The organism is Limnohabitans sp. Rim28 (assembly GCF_000293865.2).
Classification (GTDB): domain Bacteria; phylum Pseudomonadota; class Gammaproteobacteria; order Burkholderiales; family Burkholderiaceae_C; genus Limnohabitans_A.
The window spans coordinates 86,674-103,278 of the sequence record NZ_ALKN02000005.1 but is presented as its reverse complement, the minus strand read 5'-3'; the positions used below and the strand labels follow the sequence as shown (position 1 = coordinate 103,278).

General features: G+C 61.7%; 15 protein-coding genes. 8 read left to right on the top strand and 7 right to left on the bottom strand.

The features are described 5' to 3' along the window. Nucleotides 1-18: 18 nt before the first annotated feature. Nucleotides 19-1,878: a glutamine--fructose-6-phosphate transaminase (isomerizing) gene (glmS, locus tag B472_RS07345; protein ID WP_019426564.1), complete on the bottom strand. Its 1,860-nt coding sequence runs from the start codon at nt 1,876-1,878 to the stop codon at nt 19-21. A gap of 137 nt (nt 1,879-2,015) precedes the next feature. Here glmS and B472_RS07340 point away from each other — a divergent pair, with 137 nt between their 5' ends. Next, a complete protein-coding gene (locus B472_RS07340) occupies nt 2,016-2,507 on the top strand; it encodes an Lrp/AsnC family transcriptional regulator (protein ID WP_019426563.1) in 492 nt (163 codons plus the stop codon). A gap of 84 nt (nt 2,508-2,591) precedes the next feature. Then, on the top strand, nt 2,592-3,404 hold the full coding sequence (locus tag B472_RS07335) for an SDR family oxidoreductase (protein ID WP_026039463.1): 813 nt from the start codon (nt 2,592-2,594) through the stop codon (nt 3,402-3,404). 22 nt (nt 3,405-3,426) lie between these two features. On the opposite strand, the gene glmU is transcribed toward B472_RS07335, so the two are convergent. Continuing rightward, the gene (gene glmU, locus B472_RS07330) at nt 3,427-4,833 is read right to left on the bottom strand and encodes a bifunctional UDP-N-acetylglucosamine diphosphorylase/glucosamine-1-phosphate N-acetyltransferase GlmU (protein WP_019426561.1); all 1,407 of its coding nucleotides are present in this window, start codon (nt 4,831-4,833) and stop codon (nt 3,427-3,429) included. A gap of 109 nt (nt 4,834-4,942) precedes the next feature. On the opposite strand from glmU, the gene B472_RS07325 reads away from it, so the two are divergent. Beyond that, nucleotides 4,943-5,452 (top strand): proprotein convertase P-domain-containing protein, encoded by a 510-nt coding sequence (locus B472_RS07325; protein ID WP_019426560.1) that lies wholly within the window; start codon nt 4,943-4,945, stop codon nt 5,450-5,452. Then, a complete protein-coding gene (locus B472_RS07320) occupies nt 5,449-6,300 on the top strand; it encodes a DUF6279 family lipoprotein (protein ID WP_019426559.1) in 852 nt (283 codons plus the stop codon). The genes B472_RS07325 and B472_RS07320 overlap by 4 nt, the downstream gene beginning before the upstream one ends. Before the next feature lie 93 nt (nt 6,301-6,393). Here B472_RS07320 and B472_RS07315 read toward each other — a convergent pair whose 3' ends face one another. The 3 genes from B472_RS07315 to B472_RS07305 form a co-directional block, all read right to left on the bottom strand. Next, the gene (locus B472_RS07315; RefSeq protein ID WP_019426558.1) at nt 6,394-7,431 is read right to left on the bottom strand and encodes an MBL fold metallo-hydrolase; all 1,038 of its coding nucleotides are present in this window, start codon (nt 7,429-7,431) and stop codon (nt 6,394-6,396) included. An 84-nt stretch (nt 7,432-7,515) separates the two neighbouring features. After that, entirely contained in the window at nt 7,516-8,145 is a 630-nt protein-coding gene (locus B472_RS07310; RefSeq protein ID WP_019426557.1) for a TetR/AcrR family transcriptional regulator, read from the bottom strand. An 18-nt stretch (nt 8,146-8,163) separates the two neighbouring features. Next, nucleotides 8,164-8,748: a 5-formyltetrahydrofolate cyclo-ligase gene (locus B472_RS07305; protein ID WP_019426556.1), complete on the bottom strand. Its 585-nt coding sequence runs from the start codon at nt 8,746-8,748 to the stop codon at nt 8,164-8,166. A gap of 9 nt (nt 8,749-8,757) precedes the next feature. Between B472_RS07305 and B472_RS07300 the strand changes: the two genes are divergently transcribed. Beyond that, nucleotides 8,758-10,734, top strand: a complete 1,977-nt coding sequence (locus tag B472_RS07300) for a lytic transglycosylase domain-containing protein (protein WP_019426555.1) — start codon at nt 8,758-8,760, stop codon at nt 10,732-10,734. An 18-nt stretch (nt 10,735-10,752) separates the two neighbouring features. On the opposite strand, the gene B472_RS07295 is transcribed toward B472_RS07300, so the two are convergent. Further along, nucleotides 10,753-11,049 carry a polyhydroxyalkanoic acid system family protein gene (locus tag B472_RS07295; RefSeq protein WP_026039461.1) on the bottom strand — a complete coding sequence of 99 codons (297 nt, stop codon included), beginning with the start codon at nt 11,047-11,049 and terminating at the stop codon, nt 10,753-10,755. Beyond that, nucleotides 11,042-13,162, bottom strand: a complete 2,121-nt coding sequence (locus tag B472_RS07290; RefSeq protein ID WP_019426553.1) for a molybdopterin-dependent oxidoreductase — start codon at nt 13,160-13,162, stop codon at nt 11,042-11,044. The genes B472_RS07295 and B472_RS07290 overlap by 8 nt, the downstream gene beginning before the upstream one ends. A 137-nt stretch (nt 13,163-13,299) precedes the next feature. Between B472_RS07290 and B472_RS07285 the strand changes: the two genes are divergently transcribed. From B472_RS07285 to B472_RS07275, 3 genes are read left to right on the top strand one after another with little or no spacing between them, the layout of a single operon-like run. Further along, nucleotides 13,300-14,511, top strand: coding sequence for a M20 aminoacylase family protein (locus B472_RS07285; protein ID WP_019426552.1), 1,212 nt, complete (start codon nt 13,300-13,302; stop codon nt 14,509-14,511). Between the two features lie 10 nt (nt 14,512-14,521). After that, nucleotides 14,522-15,610 carry a M14 family metallopeptidase gene (locus tag B472_RS07280; protein WP_019426551.1) on the top strand — a complete coding sequence of 363 codons (1,089 nt, stop codon included), beginning with the start codon at nt 14,522-14,524 and terminating at the stop codon, nt 15,608-15,610. Then, a complete protein-coding gene (locus B472_RS07275; protein WP_019426550.1) occupies nt 15,607-16,566 on the top strand; it encodes a complex I NDUFA9 subunit family protein in 960 nt (319 codons plus the stop codon). The genes B472_RS07280 and B472_RS07275 overlap by 4 nt, the downstream gene beginning before the upstream one ends. Nucleotides 16,567-16,605 lie beyond the last annotated feature (39 nt).

Below are 16,605 nucleotides of genomic sequence, written 5' to 3'. Positions count from 1 at the left end.
AATTACTCACTAGCTGAACTACTCCACGGTCACCGACTTCGCCAAATTGCGCGGCTTGTCCACATCCGTCCCCCGCGCACAAGCTGTGTGATAACTCAGCAGCTGCAGCGGCACCACATGCAAAATGGGCGATAGCACCCCGTAGTGCTCGGGCATGCGGATGACGTTGACGCCTTCGCTGCTCTCAATCTTCGTGTCGCCGTCGGCCAGCACATAGAGCACGCCGCCGCGGGCGCGCACCTCTTGCATGTTGCTCTTGAGCTTTTCCAGCAGCTGGTCGTTGGGGGCCACCGTGACCACCGGCATGGCGCTGGTCACCAGGGCCAGCGGGCCGTGTTTGAGCTCGCCAGCCGCATAGGCTTCGGCGTGGATGTAGGTGATTTCTTTGAGTTTGAGCGCGCCTTCCAATGCAATCGGGTAGTGCGTGCCCCGGCCCAGAAAAAGCGCGTTTTCTTTGCTGGCAAATTCTTGTGCCCAAGCGATGATTTGCGGCTCCAACGCCAACACGGCTTGCAGCGCAGCGGGCAAGTGACGCATGGCTTTGATGTGCCCGGCTTCTTCTTCGTCAGACAAGCGGCCTTTGGTTTGGGCCAGCGCCAAGGTGAGCAAAAACAAACCCGCCAGCTGAGTGGTGAAGGCTTTGGTCGAAGCCACGCCGATCTCAGTACCGGCGCGGGTCACATAGGCGTGTTGGCATTCGCGCACCATGGCGCTGGTGGCCACATTGCAAATCGTCAGCGTGTGCAGGAGCCCCAAGCTTTGCGCGTGGCGCAGCGCGGCCAGGGTGTCGGCGGTCTCGCCGCTTTGTGTGATGGTGACGATCAAGGTGTTCGGGTTGGGCACCGATTCGCGGTAGCGGTATTCGCTGGCGATTTCCACTTGGCAGGGCACTTTGGCAATCGCCTCGATCCAGTACTTGGCCACGCAGCCGCTGTAGTAGCTGGTGCCGCAGGCCAAGATCAACACGTTGTCAATTGCCTTGAAGGTGGAATACGCGCCATCCCCGAACAGCTCAGGCGTGATGCCCTCGACGCCTTCGAGCGTGTCGGCAATGGCGCGGGGCTGCTCGAAGATTTCTTTTTGCATGTAGTGACGGTACGGCCCGAGTTCGGCCGCACCGCTGTGGGCCTGCACGGTTTTCACCACACGGGTCACGGCTTTGTGTTCGCGGTCCACCACCCAGTATTTACCCAGCTGGATGTCCACCACGTCGCCTTCTTCCAGGTAAAGGATTTGATCGGTCACACCCGCCAGGGCCATGGCATCGCTGGCGAGGAATGTTTCGCCCTGGCCCACACCCAAAATAAGAGGCGAACCTGCACGGGCACCGATCACGCGCTGCGGCTCGTCTTTGTGGAACACCGCAATCGCGTACGCGCCGTGCAGCTGGCGGATGGCGGTTTTGACGGCTTCAAAAATGTCGCCGTCGTACACGCTGTCCACCAGGTGGGCAATGACTTCGGTGTCGGTCTGGCTCAAAAACACATAGCCCTTGGCCTGCAGTGCGGCGCGCAGCTCGTCGTGGTTTTCGATGATGCCGTTGTGCACCAAAGCCACGCGTCCCGGTTTGTTGTCCGCTGCGCCTGTCCCATGGCTGAAGTGCGGATGCGCGTTGTGCACCGCAGGCGCGCCGTGCGTGGCCCAACGGGTGTGGGCGATGCCGGTGCCGCCTTCGATGCGGTCGGCGCTCACTTGGTCCATCAGCTCAGCCACCCGTGAGGTACTGCGGGCGCGCTGCAAGCCGCCTTGGCCACCCAGACTGGCCGCGTGCACGGCCACACCGCACGAGTCATAGCCCCGGTATTCCAGCCTTTGCAGGCCCTGCACGAGGATGGGCACGATGTTGCGGGAAGAAACTGCGCCGACGATGCCACACATGTTGAAGCTCCAAAACTGGGTAGGTGTTGGATGCTAGAACGATCTGAAAGAAATTTCTCATTATTTTATTAGCTAAATTTATATGAAAATTTCATTGATTTTCTAATTTGAAATTTTATTTCACTAAAATGACTTATATGGAACACAATGAACTCGATGCGGTCGATCTTCAACTGCTGGACAGCCTGCAACGCGACGCCAGCCTGAGCAATGTGGCGCTGGCCGAAAAGGTCAAGGTCTCGCCACCCACCTGCTTGCGCCGCGTCAAGCGCTTGGTGGAGGGCGGTTGGGTCGAGCGGCAGGTGGCCGTGCTCAGCACCGACCGGCTCGCCGCCACGCTTGGGCACGGCCTCACGGCCCTCGTGGAGGTGTCGCTCGACCAGCAAGGGAGTGAACACCTGGAGGCGTTTGAAGCCCGCGCCGTCGCGCACGAGGCGGTTCAGCAGTGCTGGCGCGTCTCCCCCGGTCCCGACTTCATGCTGGTGGTGCAGGCCCGCGACATGCCGCACTACTTGGCGATCAGCCAAACCCTGTTCACCCAAGACGCCAATGTGCGCAACGTGAAAGCGTTTTTTGCCACCAAACGCGCCAAGTTCACGACGACCTGGCCGGTGCTGCCGTCAACGTGACGGGTGAACCGCACAGGTGTGAAAGAATCTTCAGACAAGCAGGGCCGGCGCATCTTGAGCAAGCCCACCACAAGGAAAACTGGCATGAATGTGACCATCATCACAGGGGCATCTGAAGGCATTGGGGCCGAAATGGCCAAGCAACTGGCGCACACAAAAGGTGCCGCCGTGGCGCTCGTGTTGGCGGCCCGCCAGGCAGCCAAGCTCGACGCGGTGGCCGCCGCCTGTCGCCAGCACGGGGCGCAGGTGTTGTGTGTGCCCACCGACGTCAGCGTGCGCGCAGACTGCGAAGCCCTGATCGCACAGACCGTTCAGCAGTTTGGCAGAGTCGACACGTTGATCAACAACGCGGGTATTTCTGCACACGCCCTGCTGCACGATGTCGAAGCAAGCCATTTGGGTTGGTATGAAGCGCTCATGCAGGTCAACCTCTGGGGCACCATCTGGTGCACACATGCGGCATTGCCGCACCTCAAAGCCTCACGCGGTCGGCTGGTGGCGGTCTCATCCTTGGCAGGCTTGGTGGGTGTGCCGGGTCGCACGGCTTACTGCACCAGCAAATTTGCGATGAATGGCTTCATGGAGGCGCTGCGCACCGAATTGTTGAGCGATGGGGTATCGGTGACGATTGCCTACCCTGGGGTGGTGGACACCGACATCCGCCGCCGAGGCTTCAATGCCCTGGGCCAACCCGCAGGCTCCAGCGGCTTGAGCGAGGACAAGGCCATGCCCGTTGGAGTGTGCGCGCAAAAAATCTTGCAAGGCACCGAGCGACGCCAGCGCGACGTGCTCATGAGCCCGACCGGGCATGTGGGCCGTTGGCTCAAGCTGATCGCCCCAAGTTGGGTGGATCGCATGGCCTGGGCTGCCCTGAAAAAGTCCGATACCCAGCGCTGAAAAGGCCTCTGAACTGGCCAGCTCAGTCTTTGGACTTTTTGGCTGGCCGCGCCCAGTTCGCAATGCTGATTTGCTTGCCGCGCGCCACGCTCAAGGCTCCCGGCTCGGTGCTCTTGGTGATGGTGGAGCCGCCGCCCACCGTGCCGCCCGCGCCAATCGTCACCGGGGCCACCAGCACGCAGTTGCTGCCGATGTGAACGTCGGCCTCGATCACGGTGCGGTGCTTGTTGGCGCCGTCGTAGTTGGCGGTGATGCTGCCTGCGCCGTAGTTCACCCGCTCGCCCACGGTGGCGTCGCCCAGATAAGCCAGGTGGTTGGCCTTGGCGCCCTTGGCCAGGGTGGAATTTTTGACCTCTACAAAGTTGCCGATGTGCACCTCGGCCGCCAGCTGCGCACCAGGGCGCAGGCGGGCAAAGGGACCAATGAGGGCGCCCTCGCCCACGCTCACGCCGAGTTTTTCGCCGTCGATGTGGGTGAAGGGGTGGATGACCGCGCCCGCCGCAATCGTGCAGTTGGCCAGCACGCAGTTCGCGCCAACCTTCACGCCTTCGCCCAAAGACACGCTGCCCTCAAAAATGCAGTTCACGTCGATCTCGACGTCTTGCGCACAGTCGAGCTGCCCGCGCAGGTCGAAGCGCGCCGGGTCTTGCAGGCGCACGCCTTGCGCCATCAGGCGGTGGGCCTGACGCAGCTGGTGGGCGCGCTCGAGTTCGGCCAGTTGCACCGGGCTGTTGACACCGGCCACCTGGACTGCGTCGCTGATCTTGTACGCCACCACAGGCACACCATCGGTCACGGCCAACTTGACCACATCGGTCAGGTAGTACTCGGCTTGGGCGTTTTGGTTGTTGATGCGGCCCAGCCAGCCTTTGAGCTGCCGGGCGGGCACGGCCATGATGCCGCTGTACACCTCATGAATCTGGCGCTGCGCCTCGCTCGCGTCTTTGTGCTCGACGATGGCTTGCACGGCTTCACCCTTTCGGACGATGCGGCCATAACCCGTGGGGTCGGCCATGTCGAGGGTCAGCAGCGCCAGCTTGTCGCCGCCGCATTGGTCGATCAGCGCCTGCAGCGTGTCGGCTTCGGTCAGCGGCACATCGCCCGACAAGACCACCACCACCCCATCGTCGGGCAGCACAGGCACGGCTTGCTGCACAGCGTGGCCGGTGCCCAGCTGCGGCTCTTGGCGCACGCATTGCACCGCCAGCGCCTGGCCCGGGGCCAGCACCAAAGGCTCCACTTGCTCAGCGCCGTGCCCGGTGATGACCACGGCCGAGCGGGCGTTCAGTTGCGCCGCCGTATTCAGCACATGCTGCACCAGTGGCACACCCGCCAAGCGCTGCAGCACTTTGGGCAAGCGGCTTTTCATGCGGGTGCCTTTGCCAGCGGCCATGATGACAACGTCGATGGGGGGAAAAGAGGCTTTCATGGACTTCCAACTTTCTGATGTACCCGGCGATTTTCAAAGATGATCACGCATGGTTAAATTATCGCCTTCCGGCATGAGGCCTATGATCCGACCCAAAGGCAGTTTCACTATGCGTCAATTTTCTTTAAAACTGGTTTGCATCAGTTTCACCATTTCATTGGTTTTGGCTGGCTGCGGTGGCGGTGGCTCGACATCTTCCGGAGGATCGGTCGCTGTCTGCGAGCTGCCATTGGCCTATGCCAATGGCGTCAGCAGTGGCAACAGGATCGATACTGTGGCGCAAACCATCAACCGACAATTCAACCCTTGTGCCCTTCAACGAGTCCAGACACTCACCGTGGGTGTTTGTCTTGATCACGCGCAAATCAATGAGTTAACTGCTGAACTCTTGCTGCCTGATGGCACTGCGCAAAATTTGAGCATCCAAAACGCCAATTCCGCAGGGGCTTGTTTGATCAGCGGCCAACTTTTACAAACCACGCTGTCATCCAGCAGTCTTCAGTCCCTCCGGAGCTTGTCTGGCAACTGGTCTGTCAGAGTCACTGACAACAACTCAACGACCACCACGCCAACAGGCTCATTGGTGGGCTGGTCCTTGCGCGCTGAAGGCCTGCAATGATCCGCTTTGGGCTCGCCGTTTTGGCACTGGTGCTTTTGCCCGCTTGCAGTGCCATCAAACTGGGTTACCAACAGCTGCCTACGCTGTCGTATTGGTGGCTCGACAGCACGGTGTCTTTCAGCAACGCCCAAACGCCTGCGGCCAAAGAGGCCATCGACAAGCTCTACCAGTGGCACCGCCGTGAAGAGTTGGCCGGTTATGGCGAGGTGCTGCAACGCATTGGGCAGCTGTCCACCGGTCCTTTGCAAGCCGAGCAGGTCTGCAGCGTCGTCACCGATGTTCAAGCGCGTCTGGATGTCTTGATGCGACAAGCGGTGGTGCAAGCGGCTCCGGTTGTTTTGGTGCTGGGCCCAAGGCAACTGAGCCACATCGCTCGCCAATGGGAAAGCAAAAATGAAGATTGGGAAAAAGAGTGGCTGCAGGGTGACGCACAAGCCCGGCTGGACCGCCGCTTGGACAGGGCGGTGAACCGCTTCAACTCGTTTTACGGGGATCTGAATCCGACGCAAGTCAGCATGGTCAGGGCACAACTGGCTCAGTCGCCTTGGACCGCCGAATGGGGTCGACGCGACCGCCAACGCCGCCAGCAAGATTTGCTGTCCACTTTGCAGCGTATCGCCCAAAGCGGCATGCCGACCGCCCAGGCCGAAGCCCTGTTGTGGAGCGTTTGGCAGCGCTGGCTGCAACCGATCGACCCAGCACAACGCGCTGTGCTGCAAAGCCTGTCTCAACGCGCCTGCGAGAACCTGGCCCAGCTGCACAACACCACCACGCCCGAGCAACGCGTGCGGGTGGCCAGGCGCTTGCGGGCGTACGAGCGTGACATCCAAGACCTGACCCGGCCCTGAACAGCCGGGCTCCACGCACTACGCTCTGCCCACCCCACAAAAAACCCCGCCAGTCTGACTGTGCGGGGTTTTTTGTGAAATTCGTGACGGGCTTCAGCTTTGCAGTGCTTTCCACATCGCCATGTCGCGCTCGGCGGTCCAGATGCGGGGGTTCTTGATGCCGCTGGCTTCGTCGTAGGCGCGGGTCACGTCAAACGGCAGGCAGTGCTCGTAAATGAACACATGGCCAAACACCGGGTCCATGCTTTTGCGGGTGTGGGCCATGGCCGCTTTGAGGTCCATCTTGCCTGCAACCGCTTCTTTGCCCGCTTGGAACAAGGTGGTCACCCAACGCTGGGTGTAGTCGAGCGCCTTGTTGACGTTGGCATTGCCCTTCATGGCTTCGCCGCGGCCGGGCACGATGAATTCGGCTTTCAGAGCGCGCAGGGCTTCCAGGGTGGCCGGCCACTCTTCGAGTTGCGCGTCGCCGGTGTACACACCGGCTTCGTACTCGACCAGATCGCCCGAGAACAGGACTTTTTCCTCTTCCACCCAAGCAATCGTGTCGCCACGCGTGTGACCCGGGCCTGGGTGCCAGATTTGCACCACCACACCGCCCAAGTTGATGCTGAGTTTGCCGGGCACCTCACCTTTTGTGGGGTTGCCGCCGCCGACCACCAGGGTGGGCCAGGTCAGGCCGGGAATGCTGTCGGCGCCACGGAACAGGCGGGGGAAGCGCTCCATCTCGCTCTTCATGTCTTGTGCGCCGCGCTCTTGGATCAGATCCAAAGTGCCTTGGCTGGCGATGATCTCGGTCGCACCTTCGGCGGCGTAAGCGTAAGCGCCCAGAACGCGCACGGCGTGGTAATGGGTGAGCAACACATATTTGATGGGCAGGTCGCTGACGGTGCGGATCTTCTTGATCAGGTCTTGCGCCATGGCAGGCGTCGCCGTGGCGTCGCTGACCATGATGAAGCGGTCCCCAATGATCACGCCCGAATTGGGGTCACCCTCTGCGGTGTAAGCCCAGCAGTGAGGGCTGAGTTGCTCAAACGTGATCTTCTTTTCGCTCAAATCGGCCTGGCTGGCGAAGGCCTTGATCGGGGCTTTCAAGGGGGCTTTTGCAGAGGCTTTGGCGGGTGTTTTGGACATGGAAATGGCTCCGATCGGTGAAGCCACGATTTTACCTAAACGAAATCCATTACGGATTGTTAAATTTCAACCCTGAGACCCCTCTCAGCCCAAACCTTTTTCCAACATGCCAATCACCTCTTCGGCAAAGGCCGCATAGCTGATGAGCCCCCCGGGGCGCAGCCAAGTAAAGGTCCAATTGATCATGCCCAACAGCATCATGGTCAGGGCGGTCTGATTGGTGGGGTTCAGGCGCTCGGGGTAGGCCCGCTTCATGAAGCGGGTCATGGCGGCCACGATGTCGCGCTGGCGGTTCAGAATCAGCTCACGCGGAGACACAGGCGCTGCGCCCAAGGCCGGGTCGGGCGCATCGCTCAAAAACTGCGTGTCGTTGAGCAGTGCCGCATGCCGCGTGGCCGAGGTCTCGTACTCCTGCAAAAATGCCCGCACCAACTCATGCAAAGTGGCGCGTTCGTTCAGGTCTTTGCGCTGGGCCGTGGCTTCGGTTTGCGCGATCACCGCCAAAAGGCGTTGGGTGTGACGGTCCAGCAAGTCAAACAGAATGGCCTCTTTGCTCTCGTAGTAGTGGTACAGCCGCGCTTTGGAGGTGCCGCACGCTGTGGCGATTTCGTTCATGCTGGCCGCAGGGTAGCTGCGCTGGGCAAAGCATTGCGCGGCGATGTCCAGGATCGCGTCGCGCTTGATGTCGTGGGTTGCAGATTTGGGTCTTGCCATGGTTCTTTCGCGTCTGACTCAAACCGGCCAAACCACCCCGTTGTCGTTCAAGATCGCATCCAGTGGCTCGTCGTGGTCTTCCGGCTCCAGGTCGTCCAGAAAGCCGTGGGTGTAGCCCAAGCCCACGGTGAAGGGTTTGGGCTGCAGCGTGGCCAAGGTGCGGTCATAGAAACCACCGCCATAGCCCAAGCGGTAGCCACCGATGCCATAACCCACGCAGGGCACAAACAACAAGGTGGGCACGATGACTTCGGTGTCTTTGGGTTTGGGAATGCCGTAGGCATCTTCTTCCATCGGGCAACCGGGGTACCAGGTGTGAAAAGTCAAGGTTTTATGCTGTTTGTTGACCACGGGCAAACCAATTTGGCGACGCTGCGGCTCACCATGCAACTCGCCATCTTCTTTCCAGCGGTGCAGCGCGGGCAAAGGGTCAAACTCGCCCTTGATGGGCCAGTAAGCCCCTATGACGGTGTCGGGACGGTCAAACAGCCAGATGCGCATCACGCGCTGCAAGGCTTCGGCCCGTGCCAGGCGGTCTGGCAAGTGCAGTCTTTCTTCAATCAAGGCCTTGCGCAAGGTCTTTTTGGCTTCAGCTTTGTCCATAATCCACCCATGAAATTGACTCTGATTTTGACACTGCTGGCCAGCCTGGTCACCACCGGCTTGTACAGTCTGCCTGCACAGGCCCAAAACAAGGGCGATGAGGTCGTGCTGGAGATGCAAAGGGCCTATGGCAAAAACGACGCCAAACGCTTGTCTGCCCTGCTGCCGCAAGTGCGTGGCCACGTGTTGGAGCCTTTGGCCGCTTATTGGGAGATGCGGGTTCGGCTGGACACCGCATCAGACTCGGAAATACGCCAATTTATGAACAGCTACGCCGGCAGCTACTACGAAGACCGCCTGCGCAACGACTGGTTGCAACAACTGGGCAAGCGCCGCAGTTGGGCCACGTTCACGGCCGAATACCCACGCTACCGCATGCGCGATGACCGCGAAGTGCGCTGCTACGCGCTGGCCACCGAAGCCATGAACACCAAAGCCGATGTGGCCGAAGAAGCCAAGCGCATTTGGTATGCGCTGCGCGAAGCCGACGACGGCTGCACCTATGTGGCCGAACACTTGCATTCAGGGCGGCAAATCAATGCACTGGACATTTGGCGTAAAGCCCGCATCGCCATGGACGCCAACCGACCTCGCGCCGCCCAAGCGGCCGTGGACATTGAAGCGCCGCGTGCCAGCGAGCAAATCCAAAAAATCCATGCAGATCCAGCAGGCTATTTGAGCAAACGCATTTTGGCCATCACGCGGAACCAAAAAGAATTGGCCGTGTTGGCGCTGATCCGCCTGGCCGCCCGTCAGCCCGATCAAGCGGCCCAACTGCTGGAGCAACAATGGGCGCGGCACCTGAGTGCCGAAGAGCGCCATTGGACTTGGGCCGTGATCGGCAAACAGGCCGCACAAAAACTGCAAGACAATGCCAGCAGCTACTTTGCCAAGGTTCAAAAAGACAGCGATCTGAACGACGACTTGCTGTCTTGGAAAGTGCGCGCAGCCCTTCGCCAAGGCCAATGGCCTCAGGTGCTATCGGCCACCCAAGCCATGAGCGCAGCCACACGCAGCGACCCGGCCTGGATTTATTGGCGCGCCCGCGCCCTGCTCGCCCTTGCGCCCACCGAAGCCCATCGCCACGAAGCCCAAACCTTGTTGACGCAGATCGCCAGCGTTCGCGGTTTTTACGAACAACTGGCGCTGGAAGAGTTGGGCCAAACCATTGGTACACCCGAACGCCCATCGCCCCTGACACCCTCAGAAAAAACCGCAGCGCTCACCCACCCCGGCCTGCAACGCGCCCTGTATGCGATTGCTCTGGGCTTGAGGGCAGAAGGCAACCGCGAATGGAACTACAGCACCAACCTGCACACGCCCGGTGGCATGAACGACCGCGAACTGCTGGCGGCCGCCGACTTGGCTTGCCAGCGCCAGGTGTGGGACCGCTGCATCAACACCAGCGAACGCACGAAGGAGGTGTTTGACCACGAACAACGTTTTCCGATGCCCCTGCGCGAGTTGGTCGTGCGCCGCGCTGGCGATATCCGACTGGACCCCGCGTATGTGTACGGCCTCATCCGACAAGAAAGCCGCTTCATCATGGATGCGCGCTCGCATGTGGGCGCCTCGGGCTTGATGCAAGTCATGCCCGCCACCGCCAAATGGACCGCCCAAAAAATCGGCCTTGCCGGCTTCACGCCGCAACAAATCAACGAGCGCGAAACCAATGTGACGATTGGCACGGCCTATTTGAAACTGGTGCTCGATGACTTTGAAGGCTCGATGCCCATGGCCACCGCCGCCTACAACGCAGGCCCCAGCCGGCCCCGCAACTGGCGCAAAGGTCCGGTGCTCGAAGCGGCCATCTGGGCTGAAAACATCCCGTTTTCTGAAACGCGTGATTACGTCAAAAAAGTGCTGGCCAACACCACCAACTACGCTGCCATTCTGACGCGCCAGCCCCAATCGCTCAAAGCACGTTTGGGCCAGATCGGGCCACGCAACGGGCCAATGGCCTCCGTGGATAAAGACCTGCCTTGAGTCCGGCAAAACCTGGTTTCAGACCACCGGGCCCAACAAAGCATCCAAATTGGCTTGGATTTTTTCTTCGATCTTGCTGCTGTAGGCGCCCAGCAAAAAGCCAAGCTTGATCTGCATGTCGAAGCGGGAAGCGCTCACAGACAGCTCACCACTCACACCGCTGCGCTCAAAGCGCATGCGGTCCACCGCCTCACCTGGCTCTAAAGAACACGTCATGCCCCAGTCTTGCTCAGCCTGCTCGCGCCAGCGATCGGCCACCAAGCGCGCGCCGTCCAGGCCCAAGGTGTGTTCACGTTCTATTCTCAAATCAGGCATGGGGTTCTTTCGAAGTCTCTACGGCGGCGATGGTGGCCGCAAATGCAGCGTCCAAGGCCACCTGCACCAAACAGTCGTAAAACACGGGCGCTCGGCCCAGATCGGTCAGGTGCTGGCTGGTCAGCTCGTTCACATTGGTGCGGTTCAGGCCCAGCTTGCGCCACCAGATGCCCAGGCCGTTGACTACGCCGGGCCGCGCACGCTGGTTTAAGCGCGCCTTGCAGTGGTAAGTGCCCCGGTCGTTGAACACGCGCACCACCGCACCGTCGGCAATGCCGCGCGCCGCCGCGTCTTGCGGATGCATTTCCAGCACCGGCTCGGCTTCGATGTCGCGCAGGCTTTGCACATTCACAAAGGTCGAATTGAGGAAGTTGCGCGCTGGCGGCGAGATCATGGCCAAGGGGTAACGTGCATCGCTGCCCGCCGCTTCGTAATTGGGCAGGTGATCGGGCAGGCCGTCCAGGCCCTGGTCGGCCAGGCGCTGGCTGAAGAATTCGCAGCGGCCCGAAGGCGTCGGGAAGTTGCCCTGGGCAAAAGGCGCATCCGGCACAGGCAGTGAAGCAAAGCCGTGCGCCAGCAGCTGCTCGAAGTCTTTTTCGTCGCCAATGGCGCTGCGGCACAGGCTTTCGTCGGTGTCTGCAAAACACGGATGGTCAAACCCCATGCGCACCGCCAGCGCCCGGAAGATGTCGGTGTTGGTGCGCGCACCGCCCACGGGGGCAATGGCCGGGCGGTTCAGCAGCACGTCGGTGTGGCCATAGCTGGTGTGGATGTCCCAATGCTCCAGCTGCGTGGTGGCGGGCAAGATGAAATCGGCGTAGTCGGCCGTGTCGGTCTGGAAATGCTCCAGCACCACGGTGAAGAGGTCTTCGCGGGCAAAGCCCTGCACCACCTTGCCCGACTCGGGGGCCACCGCCACCGGGTTGCTGTTGTAAACCACCAAGGCCTCCACCTTCGGGCCCCACTCGGGCGAAGCGGGACGCAGCAAATCGTCGCCAATGGTGGACATGTTGAGGGTGCGCGGACGCCGCTCGCCCAGCAAGTCAGGCCGCTGCAAGGCCGCACGCCGCACCGGGAAATGCCCCGAGCTGCTGAGCAAGACACCGCCCGCACGGTGCCGCCAAGCGCCCGTGAGCGCGGGCAGGCAAGCGATCGCCCGCACCGCGTTGCCGCCCCCGCGCACGCGCTGCATGCCGTAGTTCAGTCGAATGGCCGCGGGTTGGGTCGTGCCCCAGTCGCGGGCCAGTTGGCGAATTTGTTCAACCGGCACACCGCACACCTCGGCCGCGCGTTCGGGTGACCACTGCGAGGCGCGGGCTTTCAGGGCTTCCCAGCCCAAGGTGTAGCGCTCGATGTAATCCAAGTCCAGCCAGCCGTGCACGATCAATTCGTGCATGAGGGCCAGCGCCAGCGCAGCGTCGGTGCCAGGGCGCAAGGCGATGTGTTCGTGGCATTTTTCGGCCGTCTCGCTGCGCCTTGGGTCGATGCAGACCAGCTTGGCCCCCTGGCGCTTGGCCTCTTGGGCGATGCGCCAAAAGTGCAGGTTGCTGCCAATCGAGTTGCTGCCCCAAATGACGATGAGCTTGGATTCGGCATAAAACTCGACCTTCATGCCCACCTTGTTGCCCAGGGTCTGGGTCAGGGCTTCGGCCCCGGCCGAGGCGCAAATCGTGCGGTCCAAGAGCGATGCGCCCAATTGGTGGAAAAACCGCGCCGCGATCGACTCACCCTGCACCAGGCCCATGGTGCCCGCGTAGCTGTAAGGCAAGACGGCCTGCGGGTCGCGCGCAGCGATGATTTTCAGCTGGGCGGCAATCGCATCCAGCGCCTCATCCCAGCTGACAGGCTCAAACTGGCCCGTGCCTTTGGGGCCGACGCGCTTCATCGGCGTCAACAGGCGATCCGGGTGGTAAGTGCGCTCGGTGTAACGGGACACCTTGGTGCACAGCACACCATCGGTCTGCGCGTGCGCGGGATTGCCCTGCACCTTGGTGGCACGGCCGTGCTCCACCGTGGTCAGCAAGGCGCAGGTGTCGGGGCAGTCGTGCGGGCAAGCGCCGCGCACGGTCTGGAGGGTGTCAAGGGCCACATGGGCAGCGGGCTGGGGCAACATGAGAGGTCTTCCTGAAGTCGCAATCCCGATTGTGGCCGATGCGCTGCACAGGGTAAAAGACGGGCATGTCCCCGATGCGCTGCGGGTGGTGCAGCGGGAATTGGCAAAATAGACCGACTATCGCTAGACTGAACACCATGAAACTCATCGACACCATCCTCACCGACGCGGCCAGCATCGCGGCCATCCGCAAAGACATCCACGCCCACCCCGAGCTGTGCTTCCAAGAAGTGCGCACAGCCGACGTGGTCGCCCAGCAGCTGACCGACTGGGGCATCCCCATCCACCGCGGCATGGGCACCACCGGCGTGGTGGGCATCGTGCATGGGCGAGATGGCGGGGCTTGCGGTCGCGGCATTGGCTTGCGCGCCGACATCGACGCCCTGCCCATGCAGGAGTTCAACACCTTCGCCCACGCCAGCAGCTACCCGGGCAAGATGCACGCCTGCGGCCACGACGGCCACACGGCCATGCTTTTGGCTGCGGCCAAGCACTTTGCCAAGCACCGCGACTTTGACGGCACGGTGTATTTGATCTTCCAACCCGCCGAAGAAGGCGGCGGCGGCGCCCGCGAAATGATCAAAGACGGTTTGTTCGAGAAGTTCCCCATGCAGGCCGTGTTTGGCATGCACAACTGGCCTGGCGCGCCTGTGGGCACTTTTGCGGTCAGCCCTGGCCCGGTCATGGCGTCCAGCAACGAGTTCAAGATCACCATCCGGGGCAAAGGCAGCCACGCGGCGCTGCCGCACAACGGCATCGACCCGGTGCCGATCGCCTGCCAGCTGGTGCAAGGCTTTCAGACCATCATCACCCGCAACAAAAAGCCGGTGGATGCGGGTGTGATCTCGGTCACCATGATCCACGCGGGTGAGGCCACCAACGTGGTGCCCGACTCGTGCGAGTTGCAGGGCACAGTGCGCACCTTCAGCATTGAAGTGCTGGACCTGATCGAAACCCGCATGAAGCAAGTGGCCGAGTCGCTTTGCGCGGCTTTTGGCGCGCAATGCGAGTTTGAATTCCACCGCAACTACCCGCCCACCATCAACAGCGCCCCAGAAGCCGACTTCGCACGCCAAGTGATGAACGGCATCGTGGGCGCTGACCATGTGATGTCTCAAGAGCCCACCATGGGCGCCGAAGACTTCTCGTACATGCTGCAAGCCAAGCCGGGCGCGTATGTCTTCATCAGCAACGGCGACGGCGCGCACCGCGAGATGGGCCACGGCGGCGGCCCTTGCACCCTGCACAACCCGAGTTACGACTTCAACGACGACCTGATTCCACTGGGTGGCACCTATTGGGTCGAACTGGCCACGCAATGGCTGGCCAGCCCGACACAAACCACTTGACCGCCCTCGCATGAACGACATCCAGAATGGCTTTTCTCAAAGCTACGCGCAGGCCCGCGAGAAATTCCTGAACGCTGCCCAAAATGCGGGCCTTCCGGTGGACTCGAAGCTTCACCCCCTGCCCGGTCGGGACGGTGAAACCCTGGCCATGGACGTGGTGCTGGACGGCGCGGCCGAAGCCCGAAAGCTTCTGGTCATCAGCAGCGCTTGCCACGGCGTAGAGGGCTACTGCGGCTCCGGCGTGCAAATCCACGCGCTGCAAAACACCGCTTGGCGAGAGGCGGCCAAGGCTCAGGGTGTGGCCGTGCTCTACATCCATGCCCTCAACCCGCACGGGTTTTCGCATGTACGCCGGGTGACCCACGAAAACGTGGACATCAATCGAAACTTCCAGGACTTCTCCAAGCCACTGCCCGACAACGCGGCCTACCGCGAGATCCACCCCTTGCTGCTGCCCGAGGTCTGGCCACCCGATGCCGCCAATACAGCGGCCACCACCCAGTACATCGCCGAGCGCGGCATGAAAGCCTTTCAGGCTGCGGTCTCTCAAGGACAACACGAATTTCCAGACGGCCTGTTCTTTGGTGGCCAGGCCCCCACCTGGAGCAACCTGACGCTGCGCCAAGTGCTGCAGAAATACGCCCAGTCTTGCCAAAAAATGGCCTGGATCGACCTGCACACCGGCCTGGGCCCCAGCGGTGTGGGCGAGCGCATCTTTGCCTGCGCCGACGACGCCAAAGCCTTTGCCCGCGCCAAAGCCTGGTGGGGCCAGGGCATCACCTCCATTTACGACGGTTCATCCACCTCGGCCTTCCTCACCGGCCTGATGTGGATGGCGGCTTACCAGGAATGTCCGCAAGCCGAGTACACCGGCATCGCCATGGAATACGGCACACAAACCCAAGACAAGGTCATTGGCGCCTTGCGTGGCGACCATTGGCTGCAGCTGCACCCCGAAGCGCCTGAAGCTCTGAAAAAGCAAATCAAACAAGACCTGATGGACGCCTTCTACACCGACACCGACGCATGGCGCACCCAAATCGTCGATCAAGCCCTGGAAGCGATGCACCAGGCAGTCACCGGATTGAGCACACCATGAGCACACCACGCGTTCTGGTCCTGGGTGGCAGTGGCTTTGTCGGCCGCCAAGTGTGCGAACAACTGGCGCGCTTGGGCTGGCACATCACCGTGCCCACCCGCCGCGCCGTGCATGCGGCCAAGGTGCAAAGTTTGCCCGGGCTCACGGTGATTGAAGCCTCTGTGCACAGCGAGGCCGATCTGGCACGCCTGATGCCCGGCCACGATGCGGTGGTCAATTTGGTGGCGGTGCTGCACGGCAACGAACACCGTTTTGAGAACGTGCATGTGAACTTGCCCGGCAAGATCGCCAGCGCCATGAAAAAAGCGGGCGTACAGCGCTTGGTGCATGTCAGCGCTTTGGGCGCCGACCCTCAAGGCCCCTCGATGTACCAGCGCAGCAAGGCGCGCGGCGAAGCGGTTTTGCAAGCTGCAGGCCTGCAACTGACCTTGCTGCGCCCGAGCGTGATTTTTGGGGCCGAAGACAAATTCCTCAACCTGTTCGCCGATCTGCAGGCGGTCGCCCCTTTCATGCCCCTGGCAGGCAGCGGCACACGCTTTGCCCCGGTGTGGGTGGGGGATGTGGCGCGCGCGGTGGTGACCTGCTTGCAACAGCCCAACACCATCGGTCAGACCTACGAGCTGTGCGGCCCGGACGTGCTGACCCTGGGTGAATTGGTGCAGCGCGCTGGCCAATGGGCGGGCATCAATAACGGCCGAGGCCGACCGGTGATCGGTTTGCCGATGTGGGTGGGCTGGCTGCAAGCGGCGGCCATGGAGTTGGCCCCGGGTGAGCCTTTGATGAGCCGAGACAACCTGGCCTCGATGAAAGTGGACAACGTGGGCACGGGCCTGCTGCCAGGTCTTGCGGCCTTGGGCATCACGGCCGCATCGGCTGCGGGCGTGGCGCCGACCTATCTGGGTCACCGCGGCCCGCGCAGCAAGTTGAACCGTTGGCGATCGGGCGCGGGGCGCTGATTCCATTTGCAAGCCGCTTTGGTGGATGTGTGAGGGCAT

Coding starts and splice junctions, on each gene's coding strand:
- glmS (WP_019426564.1), bottom strand. CDS start 1,878: ATGTGTGGCATCGTCGGCGCAGTTTCTTCCCGCAACATCGTGCCCATC.
- B472_RS07275 (WP_019426550.1), top strand. CDS start 15,607: ATGAGCACACCACGCGTTCTGGTCCTGGGTGGCAGTGGCTTTGTCGGC.
- B472_RS07285 (WP_019426552.1), top strand. CDS start 13,300: ATGAAACTCATCGACACCATCCTCACCGACGCGGCCAGCATCGCGGCC.
- B472_RS07300 (WP_019426555.1), top strand. CDS start 8,758: ATGAAATTGACTCTGATTTTGACACTGCTGGCCAGCCTGGTCACCACC.
- B472_RS07315 (WP_019426558.1), bottom strand. CDS start 7,431: ATGTCCAAAACACCCGCCAAAGCCTCTGCAAAAGCCCCCTTGAAAGCC.
- B472_RS07310 (WP_019426557.1), bottom strand. CDS start 8,145: ATGGCAAGACCCAAATCTGCAACCCACGACATCAAGCGCGACGCGATC.
- B472_RS07325 (WP_019426560.1), top strand. CDS start 4,943: ATGCGTCAATTTTCTTTAAAACTGGTTTGCATCAGTTTCACCATTTCA.
- B472_RS07340 (WP_019426563.1), top strand. CDS start 2,016: ATGGAACACAATGAACTCGATGCGGTCGATCTTCAACTGCTGGACAGC.
- glmU (WP_019426561.1), bottom strand. CDS start 4,833: ATGAAAGCCTCTTTTCCCCCCATCGACGTTGTCATCATGGCCGCTGGC.
- B472_RS07280 (WP_019426551.1), top strand. CDS start 14,522: ATGAACGACATCCAGAATGGCTTTTCTCAAAGCTACGCGCAGGCCCGC.
- B472_RS07335 (WP_026039463.1), top strand. CDS start 2,592: ATGAATGTGACCATCATCACAGGGGCATCTGAAGGCATTGGGGCCGAA.
- B472_RS07295 (WP_026039461.1), bottom strand. CDS start 11,049: ATGCCTGATTTGAGAATAGAACGTGAACACACCTTGGGCCTGGACGGC.
- B472_RS07320 (WP_019426559.1), top strand. CDS start 5,449: ATGATCCGCTTTGGGCTCGCCGTTTTGGCACTGGTGCTTTTGCCCGCT.
- B472_RS07290 (WP_019426553.1), bottom strand. CDS start 13,162: ATGTTGCCCCAGCCCGCTGCCCATGTGGCCCTTGACACCCTCCAGACC.
- B472_RS07305 (WP_019426556.1), bottom strand. CDS start 8,748: ATGGACAAAGCTGAAGCCAAAAAGACCTTGCGCAAGGCCTTGATTGAA.